Annotated in this window: 21 protein-coding genes and 9 tRNA genes; 22 read left to right on the top strand and 8 right to left on the bottom strand. The window is 37.6% G+C overall.

Features of this window, described 5'->3' with window-relative positions; genetic code table 11:
- Nucleotides 1-10: 10 nt before the first annotated feature.
- Nucleotides 11-1,429 carry a DUF3472 domain-containing protein gene (locus K4L44_03145; GenBank protein ID QZE14871.1) on the top strand — a complete coding sequence of 473 codons (1,419 nt, stop codon included), beginning with the start codon at nt 11-13 and terminating at the stop codon, nt 1,427-1,429.
- 812 nt (nt 1,430-2,241) lie between these two features.
- Here the strand turns inward: K4L44_03145 and K4L44_03150 are convergent.
- From K4L44_03150 to K4L44_03165, 4 genes are all read right to left on the bottom strand, one after another.
- Complete coding sequence (locus K4L44_03150) at nt 2,242-2,811, bottom strand: hypothetical protein (GenBank protein QZE14872.1); 570 nt, start codon at nt 2,809-2,811, stop codon at nt 2,242-2,244.
- A 27-nt stretch (nt 2,812-2,838) separates the two neighbouring features.
- Nucleotides 2,839-4,362 carry a SulP family inorganic anion transporter gene (locus K4L44_03155; GenBank protein QZE14873.1) on the bottom strand — a complete coding sequence of 508 codons (1,524 nt, stop codon included), beginning with the start codon at nt 4,360-4,362 and terminating at the stop codon, nt 2,839-2,841.
- Between the two features lie 154 nt (nt 4,363-4,516).
- A complete protein-coding gene (locus tag K4L44_03160) occupies nt 4,517-4,852 on the bottom strand; it encodes a hypothetical protein (GenBank protein QZE14874.1) in 336 nt (111 codons plus the stop codon).
- A gap of 226 nt (nt 4,853-5,078) precedes the next feature.
- Nucleotides 5,079-5,552, bottom strand: coding sequence for a hypothetical protein (locus K4L44_03165; protein ID QZE14875.1), 474 nt, complete (start codon nt 5,550-5,552; stop codon nt 5,079-5,081).
- A gap of 156 nt (nt 5,553-5,708) precedes the next feature.
- Between K4L44_03165 and K4L44_03170 the strand changes: the two genes are divergently transcribed.
- From K4L44_03170 to guaA, 3 genes are all read left to right on the top strand, one after another.
- Nucleotides 5,709-6,194, top strand: a complete 486-nt coding sequence (locus K4L44_03170; protein QZE14876.1) for a low molecular weight phosphotyrosine protein phosphatase — start codon at nt 5,709-5,711, stop codon at nt 6,192-6,194.
- Nucleotides 6,195-6,199: 5 nt separating this feature from the next.
- Nucleotides 6,200-7,072, top strand: coding sequence for a fructosamine kinase family protein (locus tag K4L44_03175; protein ID QZE14877.1), 873 nt, complete (start codon nt 6,200-6,202; stop codon nt 7,070-7,072).
- Between the two features lie 177 nt (nt 7,073-7,249).
- Nucleotides 7,250-8,782 carry a glutamine-hydrolyzing GMP synthase gene (gene guaA, locus K4L44_03180; GenBank protein ID QZE14878.1) on the top strand — a complete coding sequence of 511 codons (1,533 nt, stop codon included), beginning with the start codon at nt 7,250-7,252 and terminating at the stop codon, nt 8,780-8,782.
- A 44-nt stretch (nt 8,783-8,826) separates the two neighbouring features.
- Here the strand turns inward: guaA and K4L44_03185 are convergent, their stop codons facing one another.
- On the bottom strand, nt 8,827-9,279 hold the full coding sequence (locus tag K4L44_03185; GenBank protein QZE14879.1) for a DUF2750 domain-containing protein: 453 nt from the start codon (nt 9,277-9,279) through the stop codon (nt 8,827-8,829).
- A 44-nt stretch (nt 9,280-9,323) separates the two neighbouring features.
- Entirely contained in the window at nt 9,324-10,760 is a 1,437-nt protein-coding gene (locus K4L44_03190; GenBank protein QZE14880.1) for an AAA family ATPase, read from the bottom strand.
- Nucleotides 10,761-10,857: 97 nt separating this feature from the next.
- Between K4L44_03190 and K4L44_03195 the strand changes: the two genes are divergently transcribed.
- The 17 genes from K4L44_03195 (at nt 10,858) to K4L44_03275 (ending at nt 19,733) form a co-directional block, all read left to right on the top strand.
- The gene (locus K4L44_03195; protein QZE15946.1) at nt 10,858-11,493 is read left to right on the top strand and encodes a hypothetical protein; all 636 of its coding nucleotides are present in this window, start codon (nt 10,858-10,860) and stop codon (nt 11,491-11,493) included.
- A 34-nt stretch (nt 11,494-11,527) separates the two neighbouring features.
- Nucleotides 11,528-12,418: a DUF3822 family protein gene (locus K4L44_03200; GenBank protein ID QZE14881.1), complete on the top strand. Its 891-nt coding sequence runs from the start codon at nt 11,528-11,530 to the stop codon at nt 12,416-12,418.
- Nucleotides 12,379-12,927: an RsmD family RNA methyltransferase gene (locus tag K4L44_03205; protein QZE14882.1), complete on the top strand. Its 549-nt coding sequence runs from the start codon at nt 12,379-12,381 to the stop codon at nt 12,925-12,927. The genes K4L44_03200 and K4L44_03205 overlap by 40 nt, the downstream gene beginning before the upstream one ends.
- Before the next feature lie 144 nt (nt 12,928-13,071).
- A tRNA-Asp gene (locus tag K4L44_03210) sits at nt 13,072-13,148 on the top strand.
- A 53-nt stretch (nt 13,149-13,201) separates the two neighbouring features.
- Nucleotides 13,202-13,275 (top strand) — tRNA-Asp (locus tag K4L44_03215).
- A 25-nt stretch (nt 13,276-13,300) separates the two neighbouring features.
- Nucleotides 13,301-13,377, top strand: a tRNA-Asp gene (locus K4L44_03220).
- A gap of 55 nt (nt 13,378-13,432) precedes the next feature.
- Nucleotides 13,433-13,506: transfer RNA gene (locus tag K4L44_03225), tRNA-Asp, on the top strand.
- 25 nt (nt 13,507-13,531) lie between these two features.
- A tRNA-Asp gene (locus K4L44_03230) sits at nt 13,532-13,608 on the top strand.
- A gap of 55 nt (nt 13,609-13,663) precedes the next feature.
- Nucleotides 13,664-13,737: transfer RNA gene (locus K4L44_03235), tRNA-Asp, on the top strand.
- A 25-nt stretch (nt 13,738-13,762) separates the two neighbouring features.
- Nucleotides 13,763-13,839 (top strand) — tRNA-Asp (locus K4L44_03240).
- A 55-nt stretch (nt 13,840-13,894) separates the two neighbouring features.
- Nucleotides 13,895-13,968, top strand: a tRNA-Asp gene (locus K4L44_03245).
- Nucleotides 13,969-13,993: 25 nt separating this feature from the next.
- Nucleotides 13,994-14,067 (top strand) — tRNA-Asp (locus K4L44_03250).
- Nucleotides 14,068-14,133: 66 nt separating this feature from the next.
- Nucleotides 14,134-15,279 carry a CapA family protein gene (locus K4L44_03255; GenBank protein ID QZE14883.1) on the top strand — a complete coding sequence of 382 codons (1,146 nt, stop codon included), beginning with the start codon at nt 14,134-14,136 and terminating at the stop codon, nt 15,277-15,279.
- Nucleotides 15,280-15,501: 222 nt separating this feature from the next.
- Nucleotides 15,502-16,527, top strand: coding sequence for a hypothetical protein (locus K4L44_03260; protein ID QZE14884.1), 1,026 nt, complete (start codon nt 15,502-15,504; stop codon nt 16,525-16,527).
- Between the two features lie 14 nt (nt 16,528-16,541).
- The gene (gene ubiE, locus K4L44_03265; protein QZE14885.1) at nt 16,542-17,261 is read left to right on the top strand and encodes a bifunctional demethylmenaquinone methyltransferase/2-methoxy-6-polyprenyl-1,4-benzoquinol methylase UbiE; all 720 of its coding nucleotides are present in this window, start codon (nt 16,542-16,544) and stop codon (nt 17,259-17,261) included.
- Nucleotides 17,262-17,352: 91 nt separating this feature from the next.
- Nucleotides 17,353-18,159: a PorT family protein gene (locus tag K4L44_03270; GenBank protein ID QZE14886.1), complete on the top strand. Its 807-nt coding sequence runs from the start codon at nt 17,353-17,355 to the stop codon at nt 18,157-18,159.
- 20 nt (nt 18,160-18,179) lie between these two features.
- Complete coding sequence (locus K4L44_03275; GenBank protein QZE14887.1) at nt 18,180-19,733, top strand: FAD-binding protein; 1,554 nt, start codon at nt 18,180-18,182, stop codon at nt 19,731-19,733.
- A 43-nt stretch (nt 19,734-19,776) separates the two neighbouring features.
- On the opposite strand, the gene K4L44_03280 is transcribed toward K4L44_03275, so the two are convergent.
- Both K4L44_03280 and proS read right to left on the bottom strand, forming a co-directional pair.
- On the bottom strand, nt 19,777-21,177 hold the full coding sequence (locus K4L44_03280; protein QZE14888.1) for an aminopeptidase P family protein: 1,401 nt from the start codon (nt 21,175-21,177) through the stop codon (nt 19,777-19,779).
- A 207-nt stretch (nt 21,178-21,384) separates the two neighbouring features.
- Nucleotides 21,385-22,860 carry a proline--tRNA ligase gene (gene proS, locus K4L44_03285; protein QZE14889.1) on the bottom strand — a complete coding sequence of 492 codons (1,476 nt, stop codon included), beginning with the start codon at nt 22,858-22,860 and terminating at the stop codon, nt 21,385-21,387.
- 106 nt (nt 22,861-22,966) lie between these two features.
- On the opposite strand from proS, the gene K4L44_03290 reads away from it, so the two are divergent.
- A complete protein-coding gene (locus K4L44_03290; GenBank protein QZE14890.1) occupies nt 22,967-24,295 on the top strand; it encodes a hypothetical protein in 1,329 nt (442 codons plus the stop codon).
- The last annotated feature ends 17 nt before the right edge of the window (nt 24,296-24,312 follow it).

Here is a 24,312-nt window from a genome sequence, read left to right on the forward strand (position 1 = left end):
GACTAGAATTATGTTACGAAATAAACTGACAAAATATTTTGCGTGGATACTTTTTGTTTTTCTATTTACGCAATGCGATGAACCTGGGATTACAGAGCCTGTAAAGGTGTATGATCCATCCCAGTTACAAGAGGTGGAGTTTGCCTATACGACAGTTCCTTTCTACCACACAGGTTTTATGTCTCCTTATGTAGGGGCTAGTGGTTTAAAGATGAGCTTTGATGATGGAGCCATGGTTGCAATGCCTACAGGATGGAGTAAGAAAGACCAGGAGTTATCGATTTTCTTTCATATGAAGGGTGCTTCTACCACAAGGCTTACTCCTCTTACGATGAAGTTGGTATTTGATAGTCCATTGACGCAGGATATCTCATATGTATGTTCTGTAGATGGGGTTGATGAACCTTTTAAGATTGATGCCAAGAGTGGCGAGTCTTCTGCTCTAAGTCCAATTGTTTATGTGGCTGGAAACGGGTACTACTGTCTTCGTGTAAAAGGAGAGAAGGACTCTACAACAGGTTATCCTGCCATGTCTATCATTGAGGTGGGATCCGATGTGAACGGTTCTGTAGAGATCACTTATATGAATCCTAAATCTGGAAGCAAGAATAAGCTATGGAGAGCGGCACCTTCGGCACATCTTAATTATAAGACGTCAGAGGATAACATTATGTGGTTCTATAATGAGATGACTATTCCATCGGGAACAGATCCTATCCATACTTATTATATGGCGAATGGTTTCTCTGAAGGATATTTTGGTATCCAGCATAACGAGATGAATGAGTGGACTATCTTATTTTCGGTGTGGAGTAGCTTTACTACAGATGATCCAACGATGATCCCTTCTGAATATGAAGTGAAGATGGTTAAAAAAGGATCATTGACTACGGTCTCTTCTTTCGGAGGAGAGGGTTCAGGAAAGAAAAGTTATATCAAAAAGAAGTGGAAGCAAGACCAAACTTATAAGTTCTTGGTGAAAGCAGAACCACTGAATGATGGTAAAAATAGTGTTGTATTTACAGGATGGATCTATATGCCAGAAGAGAACAAATGGTTCCTTCTTGCTTCTTTCGAAAAGCCACATTCAAAAGAGTCAAGCCTTAAAGGGCTCTATTCATTTGTTGAGGATTTCGGACATGCTCATTCTCAAAATAGTAACCACTATAGAAAAGCGCTTTTAGGAAACACTTGGGTGTGCAAGAGTGATGGCTCTTGGAAGCCTATCGTAAAAACAACTGTTGGTTCTACATTCAATGCGGACTCTCAACCTAGACAAGATATTCAAGGTGGAATAGAAGGGGCAGGATGGTACTTAAAGACAGGTGGTTTCTTTGCGGATAAAGTGACGGATAGCAAACTTGAGTTTGATAGACCAAGTTCAGCACCTAAAACGGCACCAAGTATCGATTTTGATGCATTGCCATAATATCATTTAATAGATCTGGACTGATGAGAGGGGAGGTATCTGATACTTCCCCTCTCTATGTTATTATAGTAATATTCTTTGGTTTCTAAAGATGCAAAATAGAGTGGTAGAAGTAGAAACGAGATATTTACAATAACATTTGAGCTTGAAATGATTATAAAACTCCGTTTTCTTTGGGACATTTTCCTATACTTCCGATAAGTTATCTATCTGCTTACTCACCTTTTGCGTGTTTTATGATCGTAGTTTGATCATGACCAACGTATGGTTTCATTCGCACTTTGTCCATGGTTTGTCCATGGTTTGTCCATGGTTTGTCCATCGATTCTCCATCGATTCGATGAATTTACCATGGAGGAAATATGAGCAAAGGATGCGTAAAGTAACTTTTAAATACCCATTGAATACGTTTATGTTGAGGTTAGAGCCAAAGAGATAAATTATCGTGGCACTGTCCAGGAAAGTGTGTTCGTTCTATTGATTAAGCATAAATCAGTAATATTAAACAAGCATCAGTATAATATCTCCACTGTCCCTCTAAAAGGAATAAATAAGAAGATTGAAACAATGAAAATACAAGCATATGGGGGCGACTTGATTTCTTTATGCTAATAACAATAGCGATGGGTGAGGATATATACGCAAAATATGGATGAAACTATTTTTAGAATTGTGTCTGTTTGAGTCGTAGGTAGGGTGTTCTTTTTTGGTTTTGTTTTGAAAGCCTCATAAACTAAAAAGAGGCTACTTCGAAAGTTCGAAGTAACCTCAAGGATTAAATGAAGAGTACTGTTTATTTTAAATATTGTTTTCTAAACTCTGTTTAGTTTTCCTTTTGCTGGATCATAGATGAGGCCAATGGCTTCTAGATTGTTATTTTCAGAAATGGCTTTTTGAAAAATGTGGTGTTGGTTTAGTTTACGAACTTGATTTTTTGTGTGTGCCACAATCAACTCATTATGCGTTGGATTTGCTTTTTGGAGTGTCTTGAGCTCCTTTTGAATTGGGTTGATCCATTTACTGATGTATGGAGAGAATGTGTCTCCTGATACAGCTGCTTTTACACCGCCACAATCGTAGTGACCGCATACCACTACAAGGTCTACTTTCAAATAAAAAAGAGCGTATTCTAAGACTGAATTTAAGCTTTCATCAGACTCTTCCACTACATTGGCAATATTACGATGAACAAATATCTGACCCGGTTGAGATTCCGTGATCATTCCTGGAGGAACACGGCTATCAGCACACCCAATCCATAAAATTTTGGGTGCTTGACCTTTTCCATTCTCCTCTAATACTTGTGCATATTTATTACTCATTTCTGAGGCCCAAGCCTCATTATTTGTCAATATCTTATTTAGGATTTCTGTTGTCTTCATTTTAAATACTTTTAAGTAGTGTTTAGATTAGTGGTTTAAGTAAGGGATTCCTATAAATTCGACATGAGCCTTTTGAGCAACTCTAGTCTTTTTTAGGTCGGCAAGAATTTTAGGAATTTGGCGATCATGAAAGAACGACTTACTTCCATCCACAATAACGGTAGAAGTATTTGGAAGGTTCTCTACTGCCTTGATTAATTTCCATCTATGTACAAAAGAAACATTGTTAGACAGAACAATTCGATATGTGTTGATGTCCTTTTCGTTATGGATTTTGAAAGGGTGGTTGATATGTTGTATCACATATAGAATAATATGAGCTAATATACCCAAACTAATTCCCTTAAGCATGTCCGTCGCTACGATACCAAAAGCGGTTACAGCAAATGGGATAAATACATATTTTCCTTGATTAATATGCGCTTTGAATACCTCTTTACTCGCAAGTTTGTATCCTACATGAAGCAGTATTGCTGCAAGAGCTGCAAGAGGAATTAGATTTAATGTTGCACCTAAGAATGCCACACAAACAAGAAGTGTGATTCCGTGAACAAAGGCTGATAGGCGTGTTTTTCCTCCTGAAGATACGTTGGTTGCACTACGTACAATAACCTGTGTAATTGGAAGACCTCCGATAAGACCAGAGAAAATGTTTCCTATTCCTTGTGCTTTCAACTCTTTATTACTATTGGTTTTCCTTTTAAGAGGATCTAGGTCATCTGCAGCTTCTACACATAATAGAGTTTCTATACTTCCCACTAATGAGATTAAGATCGCTGTTGCAATAACAGAGCTATTGAGTATCGATCCAAAGTCTGGTAGTTGGAAAATTGTCTCGACATCACTAAAGTTTTCAATTACTGGAATAGATACTGTCGTCATAAACCCGTTGATTGTATTTGAAAGTGAAAATCCAGGAGCAAATTTGTCTAAAAGGACGTTAGATACGATACCAAGGATTACGACCCATAAAGGAGCAGGGAAGAATTTAAGATATTTGTTTTGGTTTAATTTGAATTTATCAAATAGGATTAAGATGGCAAATGAGACAATAAAAATTGCAAATGCCCCTACATGGATAGACTCAAAGAAATGCATGATATCTCCTTGTTGGAATGCTGCGATCACATTTTGTTTGATTTCAGATGTTCCAACAATGTTTGCTCCTTGGGTGAAAATAATGGAGATTCCGATACCCGCAAGCATCCCTTTAATAATTGATTTTGGGAATAGTTTCGTGATAAATCCGAGCTTGGCAAACCCCATTGCTAGTTGAAGAACTCCTGAAAGGACTACTGCCATTAGAAAGGCACTGTATCCTAGTTGTTGTATTGCCGTAAATACAATGACTGCAAGCCCGGCAGCCGGACCACTAACTCCAATTGAAGAATTGCTAAAAAGAGTAACGATGATACCCCCAATAACCCCCGATATAATACCAGAGATAAGTGGTGCACCTGATGCTAGAGCAATACCGAGACAAAGAGGTAATGCTACAAGAAATACTATAATACCAGCGATGATATCGCTTTTTATATATGATTTTTGCATGACAATGAACAGTTTAGGTGTGACGAAATAGGTCTAAGTAATTTTCACTGTGAGACATAAGAATCCTTATTCTCTGACTTTAGATACAGTAGAAACTACTAGAAAATAATACAATGGTTTTTGGGAGTGGTTTCCCGAAAAAAATCTTTACACGTTACACACAAAAGTCTGGTGGGGGAGATAACACCTCTTGGTAATGGGAATGGAAAAGGTCTGCTTGTTCATCGGCACCAATGTTCAAATCACTACTCAAAAAGAATAGTATATCGTTGGTACTATAAAATTTCGTGTCCTCTAGTTTCTTCTTCAAGTCATCCTTAGAACTACTTTCCCCTTTATTTTCCTTTTCCGCAGGGAGTTCAGTAGCATTTTCGTACAATGAATCGCAATAATTTGTATCACTTAATGGCGCAATAGTATCCATCACGAATGCATAAGCAATCATCATAAATAGTAAAGAGGTGTATATTTTAAAAATATTATGTGCCATAAAAATTATTACATTGTAGTTTCATCTACCTTGGTTACAAATATAGCACAAGGAATGAAAATACAATGTTATTAATTGTTTAATAGTAGACCTTTTGGTCTTTTTAACTTATGGCTTTAAAAAGTTAATGATCTAAAAAAAGCATCTGAGTTTAGGTTTCATTACGAAAACCTAAATTAAAATGCTTTTAAAAGATCATCCTTTTAGTTCTTCTAAGATTGCTATCTTAGAAAAGAAATCTTGCAGATATTGCAAGGTCCATTTTAAAACCTCTCGAGTTAATGAAACCAATATAAGGCCTGGTGTCCACTGCAAGTTGAAGTGGAATATCAGGGAACATATATTCGATACCACAGATACCGTCTAGAGAGATATAGACACCCGTGTTGCTATTGGTTCCCCCATTTTTGTTATACCAACTACCTAGGCCTGCACCAACACCATAATACCAGCGAAAGTTACCTTCTAGGTGGTGTATCCATTGATAAGTTCCAACAAGAGACCATCCTCCCCAGTTATCACCTCCATTAATACCAAGGTCTGCTTGTAGCCTGTTGTTTTGAGTAAGTCCATACTGAAAACTAAATTCTGTACCATAACCATTTCCACCGCCCAAACGAAGACCAATTGCTTTCTGGGCCTTTACACCTACTTGTATTCCTAGGCAAAGAACAATAAGAATAAGAACTCTTTTCATCATTTGATATTTCGTATTATCTTTAAAAAAATGAAGTGCAATATTTTTGCTTGACAAACATAATGATAATATCTAATTAATAGAATCTGTTTTGTGCTAAAAAAGATTGCTTATGTTTGTTATAAATTTAATTAAAGCGTAAATTAAAAGGGATTATTTATGAGTACTCAAGAAAACAAGACAAAAGTTCTTTTTATCTGTTTAGGTAATATTTGTCGTTCGGCTGCTGCAGAAGGAATTTTTAAGAAGTATGCTGAAGATGCTGGGATGTTAGATCAATTTGAAATTGATTCTGCAGGAATGATCTCAGCTCATGAAGGGGAGAAAGCAGATAGAAGAATGCGTAAGCACTCTGAAATGCGCGGTTATGTTCTAGAGAGTATTTCTCGTCCTTTTGATAAAGATGTTGACTTTGATAGTGCGGATTATATTGTGGCGATGGATGGTTCTAATATCTTAGATTTAAAATCTAGAGCAAGAGATGAGGCGGATTTGAAGAAAATTCATCGAATGACAGATTTCGTTGTGGAGTATGATTACGACACTGTACCTGACCCTTACACAGGTGGTCCTGATGGTTTCGAGATGGTGTTAGATATACTAGAAGACAGCTGTAAGGGACTTTTGGATAAACTAAAAAAATAGATTTTATGATTATATCTGCCCTTACCTTACAACAAATCGAAACATGGGCTGGTGAGCCTATATTAACTCTTTCACATGAACATGACGGGGTTTTTACGAAAACCTCTGTAGTAACTTTTCGTTCAGGAAAGGTCTGTTTTATGAAGTGCACCAAATCCGAAGCGATAGATCTGAGGCTTGAAGTGAAAAGTCTTGAAATTATATCACAAGAGAATGTCATTCGAACGCCAAAGGTTTATTGTTTTGATTCGAGTTTTATTTTGATGGAGTATATTGAAAAAGGGCAAATAGGGTATAATTTCTTTTACAATTTTGGGAAGCAACTAGCTTCCCTACATAAAATTACTTCGGATAGCTTTGGTTTGTCTTTTGATAATTTCATAGGTTCTACTCTTCAAACAAATATTCCAGATAAGGCTACTCGTAGCTCATGGGTTGATTTCTTTTGGGACAAACGATTGTATCCCCAATATAAAATTGCTGAAGAAAAAGGACTTGTTGATGAGCATTTTGCTTCTAGTTTCTCAAAGTTAGAGCGTATCTATCCAAAGATCTTAGCGTCCGTTGATCATGAGACTCCTTCGCTCCTTCATGGAGACCTATGGAGTGGAAATTACCTTAGTTCAAAAGAGGGTGAGGTTGTTCTTATCGACACTGCACCTTATTATGGTCATAGGGAAGCAGACTTGGCATTAATTTCACTTTTTGGGGGATTTGATGTGGAGTTTCATGATGGATATGAAGATGCTTTTCCACTTGAGGGAGATTGGGAGAGGCGCCAGAATATCTATATGCTCTATCATGTATTGAATCATATGAATATATTTGGGGATGCCTATAAGTTGCAAGCTATTGGCTTGATGTGTTACTATAAGTAAAAATATTTATTTTTTTTGTCATGGGGATGTTGATCTTCATTGTATTAACTATAATGTTTTTTTGTTGTCTCTAGATTAAATAATTATTTAAAAACAGGGGGCTTGGATAGTTTGTAAAAAAAAGATTTATATTTGCGCAATTATCCAATTATTACCCATATTATTTAAATCCTATTTATGCAGGAGAAAATACTCATATTAGATTTTGGTTCTCAGTATACCCAATTAATAGGGAGACGAGTACGTGAATTAAACGTTTATTGTGAAATTCACCCTTTTAATCATTACCCAGAAATTGATGAAACAGTAAAAGGAGTGATCTTATCAGGAAGCCCATATTCTGTTAGAGATGAAAACGGTCCAAGAATTGATTTGTCAGAAATAAAGGGAAAAATGCCTTTGTTAGGTGTTTGTTATGGTGCCCAATATTTGGCTCACTTTTTCGGTGGAGAAGTGGGAGCATCAGACAGTCGTGAGTATGGTCGTGCAAATCTGCAATATGTAAATGATAAGAATGTTCTTTTGAACGGAGTATCTCAAGACTCACAAGTGTGGATGTCTCATGGAGATACGATTGTACGTCTTCCAGAGAATTATGAGGTGATTGCATCTACAAGTGATGTGGAGAATGCAGCATATCATATTCAAGGAGAAGATACTTTTGCAATTCAGTTTCATCCAGAGGTTTATCACTCTCTAGAGGGAGTGAAGATCTTAAAGAACTTTATTGTGGATGTCTGTGGATGTTCTCAAGATTGGACTCCAGATTCATTTATTGAAGAGACTGTGGCTAAGTTGAAAGCACAGATAGGCAATGATAAAGTGGTTCTAGGTCTTTCTGGTGGTGTTGACTCGACAGTTGCTGGGGTGTTGTTGCACAGGGCAATTGGAGATAATTTAACTTCTATTTTTGTAGATAACGGACTTCTTCGTAAAGATGAGTTCGGGAGTGTATTAGACTCTTACAAAGGGATGGGATTAAATGTGATCGGTGTGGATGCCAAACAGAAATTCTATAATGACTTGGCTGGTGTTGTTGATCCAGAAACGAAACGAAAAATTATAGGAAAAGATTTTGTGGAGGTATTTGACGAGGAGTCTCACAAAATTCAAGATGTGAAGTGGTTGGGACAAGGGACAATCTATCCTGATGTGATTGAGTCCGTTTCAGTTAATGGAGGTCCTTCAGCAACGATTAAGTCTCACCATAACGTAGGTGGTCTTCCTGACTATATGAAGTTAAAAGTGGTAGAGCCTTTGAATTTGTTATTTAAGGATGAAGTTCGCCGTGTAGGTAAAGCTTTAGGTATTGATAGCAAATTGTTGGGACGTCACCCTTTCCCGGGACCAGGACTTGGAATTAGAATTTTAAGTGATGTGACTCCAGAGAAAGTTCGTATTCTTCAAGAGGCAGATGCTATCTTTATTAATGGATTGCGAGAATGGGGCTTATACGACGATGTTTGGCAAGCTGGCGTGATGTTGTTGCCTGTTCAATCTGTTGGAGTCATGGGTGATGAAAGAACTTATGAGAATGTCGTGGCGTTGAGGGCAGTAGCTTCTACAGATGGTATGACCGCGGATTGGGTTCATCTTCCATACGATTTCTTGGCAAAAGTATCTAACGATATCATTAATAAGGTTAGAGGTATTAATCGTGTTGTTTATGACATTTCTTCTAAGCCGCCTGCAACAATTGAGTGGGAATAAATCCATATATTATAAAAAAAGCGAAGTTTTACACTTCGCTTTTTTTATTGAATAGTATGTTTAATCTGCTCATAGAAATCTTGTAGACTAACATAGTGTTGAAGAGGTACGCTTGCATTGGTCTCTTGAAGTTTTTCGATGATGATCATTGCTAATTCAAGAGGGTGTATCTCATAACCTACATAATTGTTGTCGAGATTGATCTCTATATGGTAACCTTCGTTTGCAATTCCGACACACCATTGTTCTAGAAATTCACCTAGAGGAAAGCTAGTCGCATCATACTCTTTCCACTCTTCGGATTGGATTTGTTTGACTTTCTCTTCGCTATCCCAGAAACACAGTTTAAAAATGGGTTTGCCATCTTGGTCTGCATATATGGTAGATTGTGTTGTAGCAAATCCAACTTTGTTTTCAAGAGCCCATACTTCTCCTGTATTAGATACCTCATTCAGAAAACTGTTGAGCTTTAATAATATTTCTTTCTTCGTTTCCATATTGTATTTATTCCTTTAAATAGAGAGTGTCAAATATAAGCTATTTAAAAGTATTCGATGTCACTTTCATGATAGAATTCTTTGTTGAAATTTAGTAGATAAACGGAGTCTTTGGCTCTTGTTATTGCTGTGTATAGCCATTTGTAGAAGTTGCTGTTAATGTGTTCCTCTGTAATGTAACCTTGATCGATGACTACATTTTTCCACTGACCTCCTTGGGCTTTATGACATGTAATTGCATACGAGAACTTAATTTGTAGTGCATTGAAATATGGTGATTCTCTAATAATCTTCCATTGTTCCTGTTTGGTGCAAGCGTCAGGGTGCTCTTCAAGTATATTAAAATATAACTCTTTGGTTTTTTCAAAGCTCATATTTCCCTCTTCAGAGTGTAAAAGATCAAGAAAGGCAAGACAGTTGATTTCGATATTGCTTTCCGTAAGGATGAGATCTAGGTGTACAAAATCATGACCATAGCGGTTTTCTGTTTTGCCGACTCTAATGACTTTCGCAATTTCTCCATTGGCAACAAAATCAATGTCTTTGTATTGCTTGCTCCAAAAGTAGTTGTTTTTTACAACCATAATAAGGTCGTTGTTGTCTATCTTCTCTTCATAGAAAAAGATAGAGTTGCGAATTCCTTGATTAAAAGTGTTTGCTCTTTTATTGGATCGGGTGATTAGGATTGTTTCAGAAACGCCATTTTTATCGTAGCAAGATTCTAGTTGTTCTAATATGTCTCTTCCGTTTGTTGGGATAATATCATCAAATCCTTGAATATCAAATTTAATGGAGGTTTCTTCTGATTGTTCGTGGAGAAGAAGGCGTATTTTTGTGGCATTATGAAGAATTCCAGAGTCTTCTTGATGTCGAATAATTTTGCTAATCTTATAGTCAGAGACTCCAAAACCAAATCCATAAAGATAGTCTTTGTCAAGAGCCGGAGCATTATCTTGCCCTATTGGTGGAAGCTGTGCGTCATCACCGATAAGGATTAGTTTATTTGTTTCGCTTGTGATTGTGGCACTGACAAGATCTTCAAGGATGTTTCCCGAACCAAATATTGCGTCTTTGAAGTTGTGATTTGATATCATGGAGGCTTCATCTACAAAATAAACTTGAAATTCATCTTTAGATTTTCTAGGATCGAACTTAAAATCGATACTTCCAACATTTCTCTGTTGGTAAATTTTTTTGTGAATTGTGGAGACCGATAGCTTGGTGTGATCGTTTAGTATTTTTGCTGCGCGTCCAGTGGGAGCCATTTGTGTCGTCGAGACGCCGAAATGGCGTAATGTTTGGATTATCAGACCAATGATTGTTGTTTTGCCAGTTCCTGCATATCCTTTAAGAATGAAAATATTTGACTGATTTTCAAGAAAAATAAAGTCATAAATAGCCTCAATGAGGCCCATTTGATCGGATGTGAGATCAAAATGGACCGAAGATTTTAGCTTTGAGATAAATTCTTTTTTTTGCATATTGCCAAAATAAGGAAATTACAGAGAATAAAATTTATTTTTTTTCTTAAATTTGCAGACAAACCAGTAATTTCATTAACGAAAGAGTATGAAAAAAATATTGATTCAAGTAGTATTGATTGCATTATCTGCATTTATTGCGTTTAAGATTTATAAAACAGTTGAGCAACCAATTCTATATAAGAAGGCAAAAACTGTACGCTACGATGCTGTAGTTGCAAAATTAAAAGAGGTGCGTAAAGCTGAGGTGGCTTTCAAAAGTGTGAACGGTCACTTTACAGGAAGTTGGGATACTTTGGTGACTTTTGTTGCAGAAGATTCACTACCATTAGTTCGTCGTATTGGTTCTTTGACTGATTCTATGGTTGATGCAGGATGGACAGAGGCTAAAGCCTTGGAGAAAGGATTAATTATCCGTGATACATTGTATACAGGGGTGAAAGATTCTCTATTTAAAACTGCTGGATTCAACCCAGAGAAACTTTCTGAAGTTCCTTTTGGACATGGGGAGAAATTTCAACTTCAAGCTGGAATCGTAACGACAGGTTCTGGAGTGGATGTTAATGTTTTTGAGGCGAAGTGTCATAACAATCAGTACTTGAAGGATCTTGAGGGAGAGTACGAGCAATTGATTGTAAATGATAATGAAGCAGCTCGTGTAAATAATAAATTTCCAGGTCTTCAAGTAGGATCTATTACAGAAGCGAATAACAACGCTGGTAATTGGGAATAATTATTTAGCATAAAAATATAAATACTTTTTTTGTATGGAATCCACTGTCTACATTGATAAAACGGTTTCTAATGAAGTATTTTACAAATATGAAAGATCCATCCAAGTAAGCTTGGATGGATTTTCTTTTTCTATAACTGATAGTAGTGGGAAGACTCCTCGAGTATTGGCTTTTGGTTTTGAGTCACTTGTTGCCACTCCGCGACATTTGATATCCGTTGCTTTGTCTACTTGGTTAAAGACTTTGCCATTTCTTCAAGAGGATTTTAGACGGACCTCTATTGTTTTTGATTTAGGAAATGTGGTGAGCATTCCTGTAGGACTATTCTCTAGTGAGGATGTCTATGCTTATTGTAAGTTACATTTCCCATCTTTTAATGCGGAGGAGGATCGCTGTATTTGGAATCAGTCTCATGGTTTGACATGGGGGGTTCTTTTTACTGTACCGTGTACGATATTGGAGGAGATACAAGCGACTTTTAAAGAAGTTCACTTTTTACACCTTCATACTTTGATGCATCAGATCGGTTGCTCTATGCCTCAAACGAGGGATTGTGTGGCATGGATTTCAGTAAAACGTGCTTTTATGAGTCTGTTCTTGAAAAATGGCAACGGTGATTTGTTGTTGGCGAACCACTACTGTTTGGATGGTGAGATGGATATGAGCTATTATCTTTTATGTGCTTCAGAACAGTGTGATGTTTCCTTTGAAAATTTGAGAGTAGTTCTTATGGGTGACGTCTCTTTTGATAATGAAAGTGTTCGTCTACTTCAGGCAGAGTGTAAATATATTGATTTTTTTAATGGTGAGGTATTGTGCGATTTAGATACAGAGGATTTGAGTCGTAATGTGTCGATGTACATGCCTTTCTTAAATGTATATAAATGCGAATTATTGGTGGACAATTTAGAGGAAAGCAGTTGAGTCCAGGGAAAAAGTTCACTGCTAGGCCTACGACAGACTTTGCAAGAGAGAGTCTTTTTAATATCTTGAGAAATCGTATCGATTTTGAAGAGGTCGTTTTTTTGGACCTTTTTGGAGGAACTGGTGCTATTTCATATGAGATGGCTTCGCATGGGTGTAGAGATATTACAATTGTTGAAAAGGACAATAAACACTATGGTTTTATTCGCTCTTCTATCGATGAGTTAAAGATATCTCGTTTGGTGAGTGCAATTCGTGGGGATGTTTTTCGATTTATCTCTTCCTCTAGAAGGAAGTATGATCTTATTTTTGCTGATCCTCCATATGAATTGGATAATATTTCAGAAATTCCAGAAAAAATTTTTGCGAGGGAATTGCTGTCTGAAGATGGTATTTTGATTGTGGAGCATGGTAAAAATACGGACTATTCCACTCATCCTAATTTCAGCGAGTTAAGAAAATATGGGAGTGTTCATTTTTCTTTTTTTGAGATAAAAACGGAAGTGTAAAAGAGATGATATTGCCTATTCTAGCGTGTTTGTCTTGAAAAAATATTGTAAAAAAAGTGCTTGTAAAATTTGTAAAAAAAGAAACATGGTCTATATTTGCAACGCCTTTCGAGAGAGACACTCTAGAAAAGCAATTTTATTTTTGGTTTGGTAGTTCAGTTGGTTAGAATACATGCCTGTCACGCATGGGGTCGCGGGTTCGAGTCCCGTCCAGACCGCCAAGGAAATAAGTTCTTTATATTATTTAAAAAGAGAGTCGTATTAGTCGGAATACGGTTTGGTAGTTCAGTTGGTTAGAATACATGCCTGTCACGCATGGGGTCGCGGGTTCGAGTCCCGTCCAGACCGCACTAGAGACTCTCTTTAATTTTTTGGTTTGGTAGTTCAGTTGGTTAGAATACATGCCTGTCACGCATGGGGTCGCGGGTTCGAGTCCCGTCCAGACCGCCAAGGAAATAAGTTCTTTATATTATTTAAAAAAGAGAGTCGTAATTAGTCGGAATACGGTTTGGTAGTTCAGTTGGTTAGAATACATGCCTGTCACGCATGGGGTCGCGGGTTCGAGTCCCGTCCAGACCGCACTAGAGACTCTCTTTAATTTTTTGGTTTGGTAGTTCAGTTGGTTAGAATACATGCCTGTCACGCATGGGGTCGCGGGTTCGAGTCCCGTCCAGACCGCCAAGGAAATAAGTTCTTTATATTATTTAAAAAAGAGAGTCGTAATTAGTCGGAATACGGTTTGGTAGTTCAGTTGGTTAGAATACATGCCTGTCACGCATGGGGTCGCGGGTTCGAGTCCCGTCCAGACCGCACTAGAGACTCTCTTTAATTTTTTGGTTTGGTAGTTCAGTTGGTTAGAATACATGCCTGTCACGCATGGGGTCGCGGGTTCGAGTCCCGTCCAGACCGCCAAGGAAATAAGTTCTTTATATTATTTAAAAAAGAGAGTCGTAATTAGTCGGAATACGGTTTGGTAGTTCAGTTGGTTAGAATACATGCCTGTCACGCATGGGGTCGCGGGTTCGAGTCCCGTCCAGACCGCACTAGAGACTCTCTTTAATTTTTTGGTTTGGTAGTTCAGTTGGTTAGAATACATGCCTGTCACGCATGGGGTCGCGGGTTCGAGTCCCGTCCAGACCGCAAAAGCCCTACATTGATTTGTGGGGCTTTTTTTTTATCTTGACTTTTTTATAATTACTGGATAAGATGAATTATAAAGTTTCTTTTCTCACAACGCTACTTCTTTTAGTCTCTATGACTTTGTTTGGTCAAAAGAGGGTCTCTATGACATTTATTGGGGATATTATGGGACATGGGGCCCAATTAGAGGATGCAGACTATAAGTTGCATCAGGACTCTCTTGTAAATCCATACCAACACTGTTTTCAGTATATAAAACGATCCCTTTCTAAGTCTGATTTCACAATAGGAAATCTTGAGGTTACTTTGGCAGGAGAACCCTATTCGGGTTATCCAACGTTCTCTTCTCCAACCTCCCTTTTAGAGGCATGTCGTAACGCAGGAATCGATCTATTTGCTTTGGCTAATAATCATGTAATGGATCGAGGTTTTAGAGGGGTTAGACGAACTATCTCTGCATTGGAGGAGCGTAATATACCATATATGGGAGCCTATATAGATAGTGCCTCTCGTGCGAATAAATCTTATTTGGTTTTGGAAAAAGAGGGGATACGAATAGGCGTGTTGAATTATACTTATGGAACCAATGGTATTGCAGTTCGCCCTCCTATCGTGGTGAATAAAATTGATACAACACAAATAAGGCAAGATGTTGCTTGTTTACAACAAAAAGGAGTAGATCAGATTGTGACGATGTTTCATTGGGGGTATGAATATCACTTGAAGCCTTCGGTAGCTCAAAAGAAACTTACATCTTTCATGCATCATCTAGGAGTTCGTGTGGTGATTGGTTCGCACCCACATGTGGTTCAACCTATCAATTGGAATAGAGAAAAAGGGGAGTTGTGTGTCTATTCACTAGGTAATTTTATCTCTAATCAGCGAGAGTGTCCTAAAGATGTCGGACTTATTGTAAACCTCGAATTTGTGAAAGATTCTATCTCCTGCAGATTGGATAGTGTCTCTTATCAAACGACGTATGTTCATCGCTATCCTCAAGGAGAGGGCTATGGTTTTGAGGTGTTGCCATATCATTATGTTGGAGGTGACTCCATTGCAGCTTTTGATAAGACTTTTCGAAAAAAAGCTAGTCATGATGTTCATGTCATTGACTCACTTTTGAAAAAAAGTGATGCTTATGCTCATCAATATTCTGATCAGTTCAAAGATATTATTCCCAAACGAATTAAAATGAAAAGTGTTAAATTTTAGTACACTTCTTTTTATTCGAGATTGAAAAAATAGATGTTCTGATAGAGATAATTTATTAAGGGTGTCTAGATTGCTTGTAACTAGTGGTTTAAGTTTGTGTTTTTTTAGATTGAGTCCTTGGGGTATGTCAAGTAGATTGTTGTCTATATTGTATGAATAGTTCAATAAGAATTATAACTTTGAGATAAGAAGAAAAACGTAAAACCTCAAAATTTAATGCTTATGTCTATTCATCCAGAGTTACAGAATGAAAATAAGTTATTAGTGAAGGATGTTATTGAGATGATGCTTGCCTTGCCTCAGCTCTCTCCTGTGAATTATTTCCATGTAAATAAAGACAATATCACATCCGATACAGTTTTAAATAGTACGAGTCATGTAGATGCAGGTATTGTACCTATAGAGAATAGTGAAAATGTAATGGTTTCGGCAACAATTGTCATGGAGCGTTTGTTAAGAATTTCTCCTCAGGCATCCACTGAATTGGCTTTGGCACAGTTGATAAGAAAGATATATAGTTTTGGTGCTGTGGTATCTGCTTTTGATATCACTGTGACTAATGTGAGTATGTCTAGCCCTTATCATATGGAGATGGTAGATGCCATTAAAGAGGGATGCAAGCGTATTTCGAGGAAGTATAATCTTCCAATGAGTCATCAGAAGATATTATTTACGTGTGATCCATCGACCATAAATCAGATGCCTTCTTTAGTTCTTCATGGATTGGGTGTCTTAAAAACTGAGGCTCACTTTGTCACTTCTAGCTTTAAAACTAAAGGAAATAATATATATTTGTTGGGTAAATCACTCGAAGATGTACAAGGCTCACTATTTCAGAAGTATGTGATGAATGAGACTTGGGACTCATTGATGAAGTTTGATTTAGATTTAGAAATAAAGTTAAAGGATGTCCTTGAAGGGCTGGTATCAGACAATTTGATTGAGACAGCCAATCCATTGCATCGTGGTGGACTTTTCTTCTCATTGTTACGTGCAGGATATGATAGTGGTTATGGATTTGATATAACGACTGATATGTCAGTGTCTCCAGAAGCATTTTTGTTCGGGGAATATTTAGGGCGTGTAATTGTAAGTGTATCACCAGAAAAAGATGATGATTTTATTGATTATATGACCTCAGCAGGACAATCTTTCTTCGCATTAGGGCATGTTACTAAAGGAGAAATTCGTATAGACGATGAATCATATGGATATATAGATAAGGACTATTCCAACGTGGAATCGTAATTAAAAATAGAATAGTGGTAAATCCGTACAATCATTCAAATCTTGGCAAGAAAGAACAAGTTGCAGAGATGTTTAATGCCATAGCACCTAAGTATGATTTTTTGAATCACTGGCTTTCATTTGGCATTGATAAACTTTGGCGTAAAAAGGCCGTACGCCTACTGAGCCCTTTTTCTCCTAAGAATATCTTAGATGTTGCAACAGGAACAGGAGATTTTGCAGTAGAAGTAAATAAGCTGAAGCCTGAACATATTATTGGAATGGATATTTCTGAGGGAATGATGAAGATTGCCGAAGAGAAGATCTCTAATTTGGGGTTGCAAGAGACGATCTCTTTTGAAGTGGGCGATTCTGAAGCAATGAGATTTTCAACAGAGAGTATGGATGCTATAACTGTAGGTTTCGGAGTGCGTAATTTTGAACATCTTGAAATTGGCCTTTCCGAATTCTACAGAGTATTAAAGGCAGGAGGAGTAGCCTGTGTTCTTGAATTTAGTAAACCTAGAGCTTTTCCTGTAAAGCAACTATATAACTTCTACTCATATTATGTGTTACCTTGGTGGGGACGAATTGTTTCTAAAGATAAACGTGCTTATACTTATCTTCCAGAATCGGTTGCAGCCTTTCCTGATGGCGAAGATTTTATTGCTATACTTAACAAGGTAGGTTTCCATAATGTCAAAGAGTATCGATTAACTTTTGGAATTGCAACGATTTATTTGGCAGTTAAATAAACTGATAGTTATAGGATAAGCAATAAAACTTACAATTTATTGTTTTATTTATGATACATATTTTTTGTTGATAAAGAAGGAAGAACTATATATGAGAAGACTCACTTTGACGATATCGTTATGTGTGATTTTTGCTGTGAACGCTGTTGCCCAATGGAGTACAGTTCCAAATTTGACCACATATGATAAGCGAAAGTTTCATTTTGGATTTTTCTTAGGAACCAATTATATGGATTTTGGGTTTAATTACTATAGTATGCCATCCTTAAATCCCAATTATATAGCTCCCTCGAGTAGTGGAGATGGTTTTAAATATGATCCAAACAGCAATGTCGTTGCTGAGGTATCTTCTCTTACGCTAGGTTTTACAGTGGGAATTACAACTTCCTTACGAATCAATTCTTGGCTTGATCTACGTTTTCTTCCAGGAATGTCTTTTGGAGAGCGAAAAATAACCTACTCATTCCCTAAAAATGGGACTTACCCTTCTAGTAGTGTGGATGAGGGTGATATTGTATCTACTCCCTATAGTTATGTCGCTAAATCAACCTATATTGACCTACCTATCTTGTTTAAATTTAAAGCACAACGAGCAGTCAATTTTCGTCCATATTTTGTTGCTGGAGCAAGTTGTAGGATTGATTTGGAAACCCGAGATGATGACGATGATTTGGTTAAATTGAATGGTACTAGTTATATGGCAGAAGTTGGTGTCGGTTTTGATTCATTTTTGCAGTATTTTAAGTTTTCGACGGAGTTGAGGTATGGGATAGGAATCAATAATGTTTTGGGTGATATTCCTGATCCTAAACAGGTAGATGATTTTGATCCGCAATTTATGTATCCTTTAAAAGGTCTTCGTCCACATGTAGTCACATTGATATTCTATTTTGAGTAAATAGGGTGAATTAAATAGAAATGAGAAAAGATATTAATATTACTGCTACACCGAAGCAAGCGTCTGATGTTAGAAGCTTGTATCCAGAGATAGCGAAGAAATTGAATATAGATAAGAAGCGTATTTGTGATATTATAGTACGTCGTTCATCTATAGATGCGAGAAGATCAAATATCAAAGTGAACTTAAGTTTATTGGTTGATATTGACCAAAAAGAGTTGCCTCCCAAGAGGCCATCTTTTAGTTATCCTGATGTTTCATCTAGTCCTTCTGTGATAATTGTTGGTGCTGGACCTGCAGGAATGTTTGCAGCTTTGAGGTTGATCGAGCTAGGATTGAAGCCAATTGTTCTGGAAAGAGGTAAAGATGTTTATGATCGCAAGGAGGATATATCTGCGATACACAATAAGCACATTGTTCATCCTGATTCTAATTATGGCTTTGGAGAAGGAGGTGCTGGAACATTTTCTGATGGAAAGTTATACACTCGTTCTAAAAAGAGGGGTGATGTTCGTCGTATTCTTGAGATATTTAATTTTCATGGAGCTCAAGATGAGATTCTTATAGAGGCACATCCCCATATTGGTACCAATGTTCTTCCAAAAGTAGTGATGAAAATGAGGGAATCTATTTTACATGCTGGTGGAGAGGTTCATTTTGGAACCAAAGTGGTTGACTTTATATTAGAAAAAGACTATATGAAAGGGGTTGTCTTGAATGATGGTAAAGAATTGTTTGCAAATGCAGTTCTACTAGCCACAGGGCACTCTGCACGTGATATATATTACACCCTGTACGAAAAAGGGGTAGAACTAGAACCTAAAGCGTTTGCAATGGGGGTGAGGTTGGAACACCCTCAAGAGGTGATCGATCATATTCAATATCATGGAAAGGATCGAGGCGAATATTTGCCTGCTGCTTCCTATTCATTCGTTGAGCAGGTGAAGGATCGTGGAGTATATTCTTTCTGTATGTGTCCCGGTGGAATTGTAGTTCCTGCGGCGACAGCACCTGATGAACTTGTTGTGAATGGGATGTCTCCTTCAAGTAGAGGGGGGAAATTTGCCAATGCTGGTTTGGTTGTGGAGATACATCCTGAGGATCTTGGCAATACATCTGACCCTTTGGTTGGATTGAAGTATCAAGAACGGCTTGAAAAGCTGTGTTTTGAAGAGGCCGGAAGGACTCAGAATGCCCCAGCCCAGCGTATGATAGATTTTGTGTTAGGCAAAGCTTCTACGACTATACCTAAATCATCTTATAGGCCTGGATTGACTCCTTCTCGTTTAGATCAGTGGTTGCCTGAGAACATCTCTTCTCGTTTGCGTAGAGGTTTCGAGTTGATGGGAAGAAGAGCAAAAGGATTTCTAACGAATGATGCTAAAATTATTGGTGTTGAATCTAGAACTTCATCTCCTGTAAGGATTCCTCGTGATATGGATACGTTAAGTCATATTCGAGTGAAGAATTTTTATCCTTGTGGAGAAGGTGCTGGTTATGCAGGTGGAATTGTCTCCTCTGCCATGGATGGAGAGCGATGTGCTGAGATGATTGCACAGAGGTTGAAAGGATAAAAAAATACTCTAGAGAATCGATATTCTCTAGAGTATTTTTGTTTTATGCGCCTTTGGCTACTTCTGCTTCTACCTCTTCTACAGTAATAGGAATTCTTTCTCCTAATATGTCGGCGCCAGTTTTGGTTATTAGAAGGTCGTCTTCTAATCGAATACCACCAAAGTCAAGGTACTCTTTTTCTAGGATATCAAAATTAATGAAGTCGTGATTGATGCCTTCTTTCTTCCATTTTTCTATTAGAGCTGGAATAAAATATACACCCGGTTCGTTTGTGATAACAAATCCTTCTTCTAATTTTTTACCAAGGCGTAGGTTTTCTGTTCCGAATTGGTCTACAGGACGTATTTTATCGTCGTAACCAACATACACTTGTCCATACCCTTCCATGTCGTGAACATCTAATCCCATCATATGACCTAATCCATGAGGGAAGAACATGGCATGTGCTCCATTTGCTACCGCATCATCAATATTTCCTTTCATGATACCAACAGATTTTAATCCTTCGGCGATCACTTTTGCTGCCGCTAAATGACAATCTAAATTGGTTATCCCAGGAGCAAACATTGAATTTGCCTTTTCGTTTGCTGCAAGAACGATATTGTAGATATCTTTTTGTTTGCTAGTGAATTTTCCACCAACAGGAATTGTTCGAGTGTTGTCAGAGGCATAATAGCTGTTTGCTTCTGCACCTGCATCTACTAGCATTAGTTTTCCTGTTGTTAGAATCCCAGAGTGGTCGTGGTTGTGTAGTGTTTCTCCATGTTGTGATAGGATTGTTGCGAAACTAATCCCTTTTCCTTTACTGAGAGCGATTCCTTCGATTACACCAGCGATATATTGTTCTGATACTCCTGGCTGTGCTAGTTGCATGGCAGTGGTGTGCATTTCATATCCAATAGCACATGCTCTTTCTATTTCCTCAATTTCTAATGCATCCTTTTTCTCACGTAGCTTAATCATACAATCTCTAAGAGATGTAGAGATGAAAGGAGTGAGTTTCTGTGGATGAACCTCTAAAAGCTCTCCGAGCATGATCTCTGTACGACCTCTATAAGTCGGAAGAATATGAATTTGACGATCTTTTTGAACTGCTTCTTTGATCATCGAATAAAGGTCTTTGATAGGGGCTGTGTGGTTCACTCCAAATTCAAGTGCTTTCTCTTTTAACGGGATTTGTGGTCCCATCCAGATAATGTCTTCGATATCTACATCATTGCCAAAGATATAGTCTTTGCCTTCATCTAAATCGATTACACCAAACATATTAGGCAGATCTAAACCAAAAAGATAGACAAATGTACTGTCTTGTCGGAAGTGGTAGGTGTTGTGTGGATAGTTGTATTCTGCTTCCATATTACCAGGAATAAGGATCAATCCTTTTTCTGGCATCATTGCATGTAGTCTCTCTCGACGAGAAATGTATGTATCTTTATTAAACATATCGATTTTTTTAAAATGATAGCTTAATATATAATTATTCTATTTAAATAACTATGAATTTACATTTTTATCATGTAAAAATAGTCAATGTTAAATACTATGGTGTATTTATTAATCGAGATAATCTGTTGAGGTATAGTGTTTTTATAAAGAAAAGGGATTTCATTTTGAAATCCCTTTTCTTCTAGTATCTCTTACTGTAAGACCTTAGTATGCAAGAGCAAATAGTACTCTTTTTTTCGAAGGTTTTCCTGAGTAAATACAAATTCCGTCTTCTTCAGGTTGATCAAAAGGAATACAACGAATTGTTGCTTTGGTCTCGTTTTTGATTTTCAACTCTGTTTCTGTTGTTCCATCCCAGTGTGCAAGAATAAATCCACCTTTGTTCTTAAGAACTTCCTTGAATTCTTCGTAAGTGTCGACCTTTGTCGTTTTTTCTGTTCTGAAATCTAACGCTTTCTTGAATATCGATGATTGGATCTCTTCAAGAAGATCTGCGATGTATTGTGAAATGCCATCAATCTCTTTGGTCTCTTTAGACATGTTGTCACGACGAGCCACTTCGATAGTTCCATTTTCAAGATCACGTGCACCAATAGCAAGTCTTACAGGAACCCCTTTTAATTCATATTCAGCGAATTTCCATCCTGGACGCTGGTTGTCTCTGTCATCAAATTTAACACGAACTCCTAAAGCTTTTAGTTCATTTATGATAACATCTACTTTTTCACGAATAGTATTTAGTTGCTCTTCTCCTTTGTAGATAGGAACGATAACTACTTGATGAGGAGCAAGTCTTGGAGGTAGGACCAATCCTTTGTCATCAGAGTGTGCCATGATTAAAGCCCCCATTAGTCGAGTAGAAACTCCCCATGAAGTTGCCCAAACAAAGTCTTCTTTCCCCTCTTTATTTGCAAATTTAACATCAAAAGCTTTCGCGAAATTTTGACCTAAGAAGTGAGAAGTTCCTGATTGTAATGCTTTACCATCTTGCATCAGTGCTTCGATAGTAAAAGTTTCTAAAGCTCCAGCAAATCGTTCTTCATCTGATTTTGCTCCCATGATAACAGGAAGTGCCATGTACTCTTGAGCAAATTTAGAGTACACATTGATCATTCTTTCAGTCTCTTCTAAGGCCTCTTGTTTGGTTGCGTGAGCAGTATGTCCTTCTTGCCATAAGAATTCGGCTGTACGTAAGAACATACGAGTTCTCATTTCCCAACGAACTACATTTGCCCATTGGTTGCAAAGAATTGGAAGATCTCTATAGGATTGGATCCAGTTTTTATATGTGTTCCAGATAATGGTTTCAGATGTAGGACGAACAATAAGCTCTTCTTCTAGTTTTGCATCAGGATCAACTACTACACCATTTCCATTTTCATCATTTTTTAAACGATAATGCGTTACTACCGCACACTCCTTCGCAAAGCCATCCACGTGGTCTGCTTCTTTACTGAAGAAAGATTTGGGGATAAACAAGGGGAAGTAGGCATTTACGTGCCCTGTTTCTTTAAACATTCTATCCAATTCGGCTTGCATATTCTCCCAAATTGCATAGCCATAAGGTTTAATCACCATACATCCTCTAACTGCAGAACTTTCAGCAAGATCTGCTTTAACAACAAGATCGTTGTACCATTGAGAATAATTTTCTTTCTTTGATGTTAATACTTTCGCCATTACATTTAATTTGGTACGGTTATTGTACTCTTTTTGTTACAATTATTAAGTGTACAAAGAAAGGAAAAATATAGCGAATATCTAAACTTTTTGAGGAGGACCAACTATGAAACTTGAAATACGGCTATTATCGCTTCTTTTCGTAATCGCGTTCGGAGCATGTGCTCCCACGCAATATGCGCAAAAGGGCTATGAAGATGATCTTTATTATACACCATCTTCCGATCCATACGTGGAACATATCGCTCGAAAAGAGCCTGTTGTTGAGACTAAAACTAGGTCAACCTATGTTGCTCCTACTGAGGCCTATTCGATTGCGCCGATTACTACTCCAGGAGTGTCTGAGACAGATATAAAAGAGAACAACCCTACTGTGGATTATCGAAATTATGAATGGGTGGCAAGTGATACACTTCAGAATGGATCTGGATCACCTATTATTCAGAATTTCTATGCACCTGTGGTAGATACATGGGATGCTTATCCTCGTTCAAGCTTTGGTGCTTATTGGGGGCCTAGTTCGTGGTCTTTCTCTTTTGGTTACGGTTATGGCTATCCTTACTCATACTACGACCCATGTTTTGATCCTTATTATTCTCCATATGTGTACGACCCTTGGCGTTATTCGAATGGTGGATATTACGGTTGGAATGGATATTATGGTTGGGGTGGTCCAATTTATTATCCTGCTTATAACCATGATTACTATCCTCATTATGGTGGAGGTGGTTCGTCTACTACTGTTTCTCGAGAGATTATACGTGGTGGGCAAATGAGAGCAACTCAAGGTCCTGGTTATAATAGTTATTCTTCTGGATCAAGACCAAGTTCAACAATAGTTAGTGGACGAACTTCAAAAGGACGAGATACCGCAGGTTCTAGTCGTACGAGATCTTCTCAATACGATGTTTCTCGTCAAAGAGGTCAAAGTAGTTCTACTGTTCGTTATAGACCTGCTCAGTCTGGTAGTAGGTCCTATTCTCCTAGATCTTCTTCCTCGAGTTATCCTTCATATAATTCATCGACAAGAAGTAGTGGGAGTCGTAGTCAGCAATATTATCGACCTCGTAGTACCCAAGTTTCGGGATATCGTTCATCAGGAAGTTATAACCCAAGAGGAGGTACTTCAACGTCAACACGAAGTACAAATACACGAAGTACTAATTATAACCCAAGAGGAGGAAGTGTTACTCCAATACGAAGTACTAATACAAGAAGTGGCAGTTATAGTCCACGAGGTAATAGTTCTTCCCCATCAAGAAGTAGTAGTTATCGTAGAAGTTCTACACGCTCTACTAGTTATCCTAGTTATAACTCAGGGAGTCGTAATTCGGGGAGTTCAAGTTCATATACTCCAAGAACGAGAAGCTCAAGTTCATCATCTTCAAGATCAAGCTCCTCTAGTAGAAGTTCAGGAAGAGGTCGTCAGAGATAATAGTAGGAGTGATTATG

Source organism: Prolixibacteraceae bacterium (assembly GCA_019720755.1).
In the GTDB taxonomy this organism is placed as follows: Bacteria; Bacteroidota; Bacteroidia; order Bacteroidales; family Prolixibacteraceae; genus Halosquirtibacter; species Halosquirtibacter laminarini.

What these genes read in the sequence shown, in the direction of transcription:
- K4L44_03145 (QZE14871.1), top strand. Translation starts at nt 11, where the DNA reads ATGTTACGAAATAAACTGACAAAATATTTTGCGTGGATACTTTTTGTT.
- K4L44_03150 (QZE14872.1), bottom strand. Translation starts at nt 2,811, where the DNA reads ATGAAGACAACAGAAATCCTAAATAAGATATTGACAAATAATGAGGCT.
- K4L44_03155 (QZE14873.1), bottom strand. Translation starts at nt 4,362, where the DNA reads ATGCAAAAATCATATATAAAAAGCGATATCATCGCTGGTATTATAGTA.
- K4L44_03160 (QZE14874.1), bottom strand. Translation starts at nt 4,852, where the DNA reads ATGGCACATAATATTTTTAAAATATACACCTCTTTACTATTTATGATG.
- K4L44_03165 (QZE14875.1), bottom strand. Translation starts at nt 5,552, where the DNA reads ATGATGAAAAGAGTTCTTATTCTTATTGTTCTTTGCCTAGGAATACAA.
- K4L44_03170 (QZE14876.1), top strand. Translation starts at nt 5,709, where the DNA reads ATGAGTACTCAAGAAAACAAGACAAAAGTTCTTTTTATCTGTTTAGGT.
- K4L44_03175 (QZE14877.1), top strand. Translation starts at nt 6,200, where the DNA reads ATGATTATATCTGCCCTTACCTTACAACAAATCGAAACATGGGCTGGT.
- guaA (QZE14878.1), top strand. Translation starts at nt 7,250, where the DNA reads ATGCAGGAGAAAATACTCATATTAGATTTTGGTTCTCAGTATACCCAA.
- K4L44_03185 (QZE14879.1), bottom strand. Translation starts at nt 9,279, where the DNA reads ATGGAAACGAAGAAAGAAATATTATTAAAGCTCAACAGTTTTCTGAAT.
- K4L44_03190 (QZE14880.1), bottom strand. Translation starts at nt 10,760, where the DNA reads ATGCAAAAAAAAGAATTTATCTCAAAGCTAAAATCTTCGGTCCATTTT.
- K4L44_03200 (QZE14881.1), top strand. Translation starts at nt 11,528, where the DNA reads ATGGAATCCACTGTCTACATTGATAAAACGGTTTCTAATGAAGTATTT.
- K4L44_03205 (QZE14882.1), top strand. Translation starts at nt 12,379, where the DNA reads ATGCGAATTATTGGTGGACAATTTAGAGGAAAGCAGTTGAGTCCAGGG.
- K4L44_03255 (QZE14883.1), top strand. Translation starts at nt 14,134, where the DNA reads ATGAATTATAAAGTTTCTTTTCTCACAACGCTACTTCTTTTAGTCTCT.
- K4L44_03260 (QZE14884.1), top strand. Translation starts at nt 15,502, where the DNA reads ATGTCTATTCATCCAGAGTTACAGAATGAAAATAAGTTATTAGTGAAG.
- K4L44_03270 (QZE14886.1), top strand. Translation starts at nt 17,353, where the DNA reads ATGAGAAGACTCACTTTGACGATATCGTTATGTGTGATTTTTGCTGTG.
- K4L44_03275 (QZE14887.1), top strand. Translation starts at nt 18,180, where the DNA reads ATGAGAAAAGATATTAATATTACTGCTACACCGAAGCAAGCGTCTGAT.
- K4L44_03280 (QZE14888.1), bottom strand. Translation starts at nt 21,177, where the DNA reads ATGTTTAATAAAGATACATACATTTCTCGTCGAGAGAGACTACATGCA.
- proS (QZE14889.1), bottom strand. Translation starts at nt 22,860, where the DNA reads ATGGCGAAAGTATTAACATCAAAGAAAGAAAATTATTCTCAATGGTAC.
- K4L44_03290 (QZE14890.1), top strand. Translation starts at nt 22,967, where the DNA reads ATGAAACTTGAAATACGGCTATTATCGCTTCTTTTCGTAATCGCGTTC.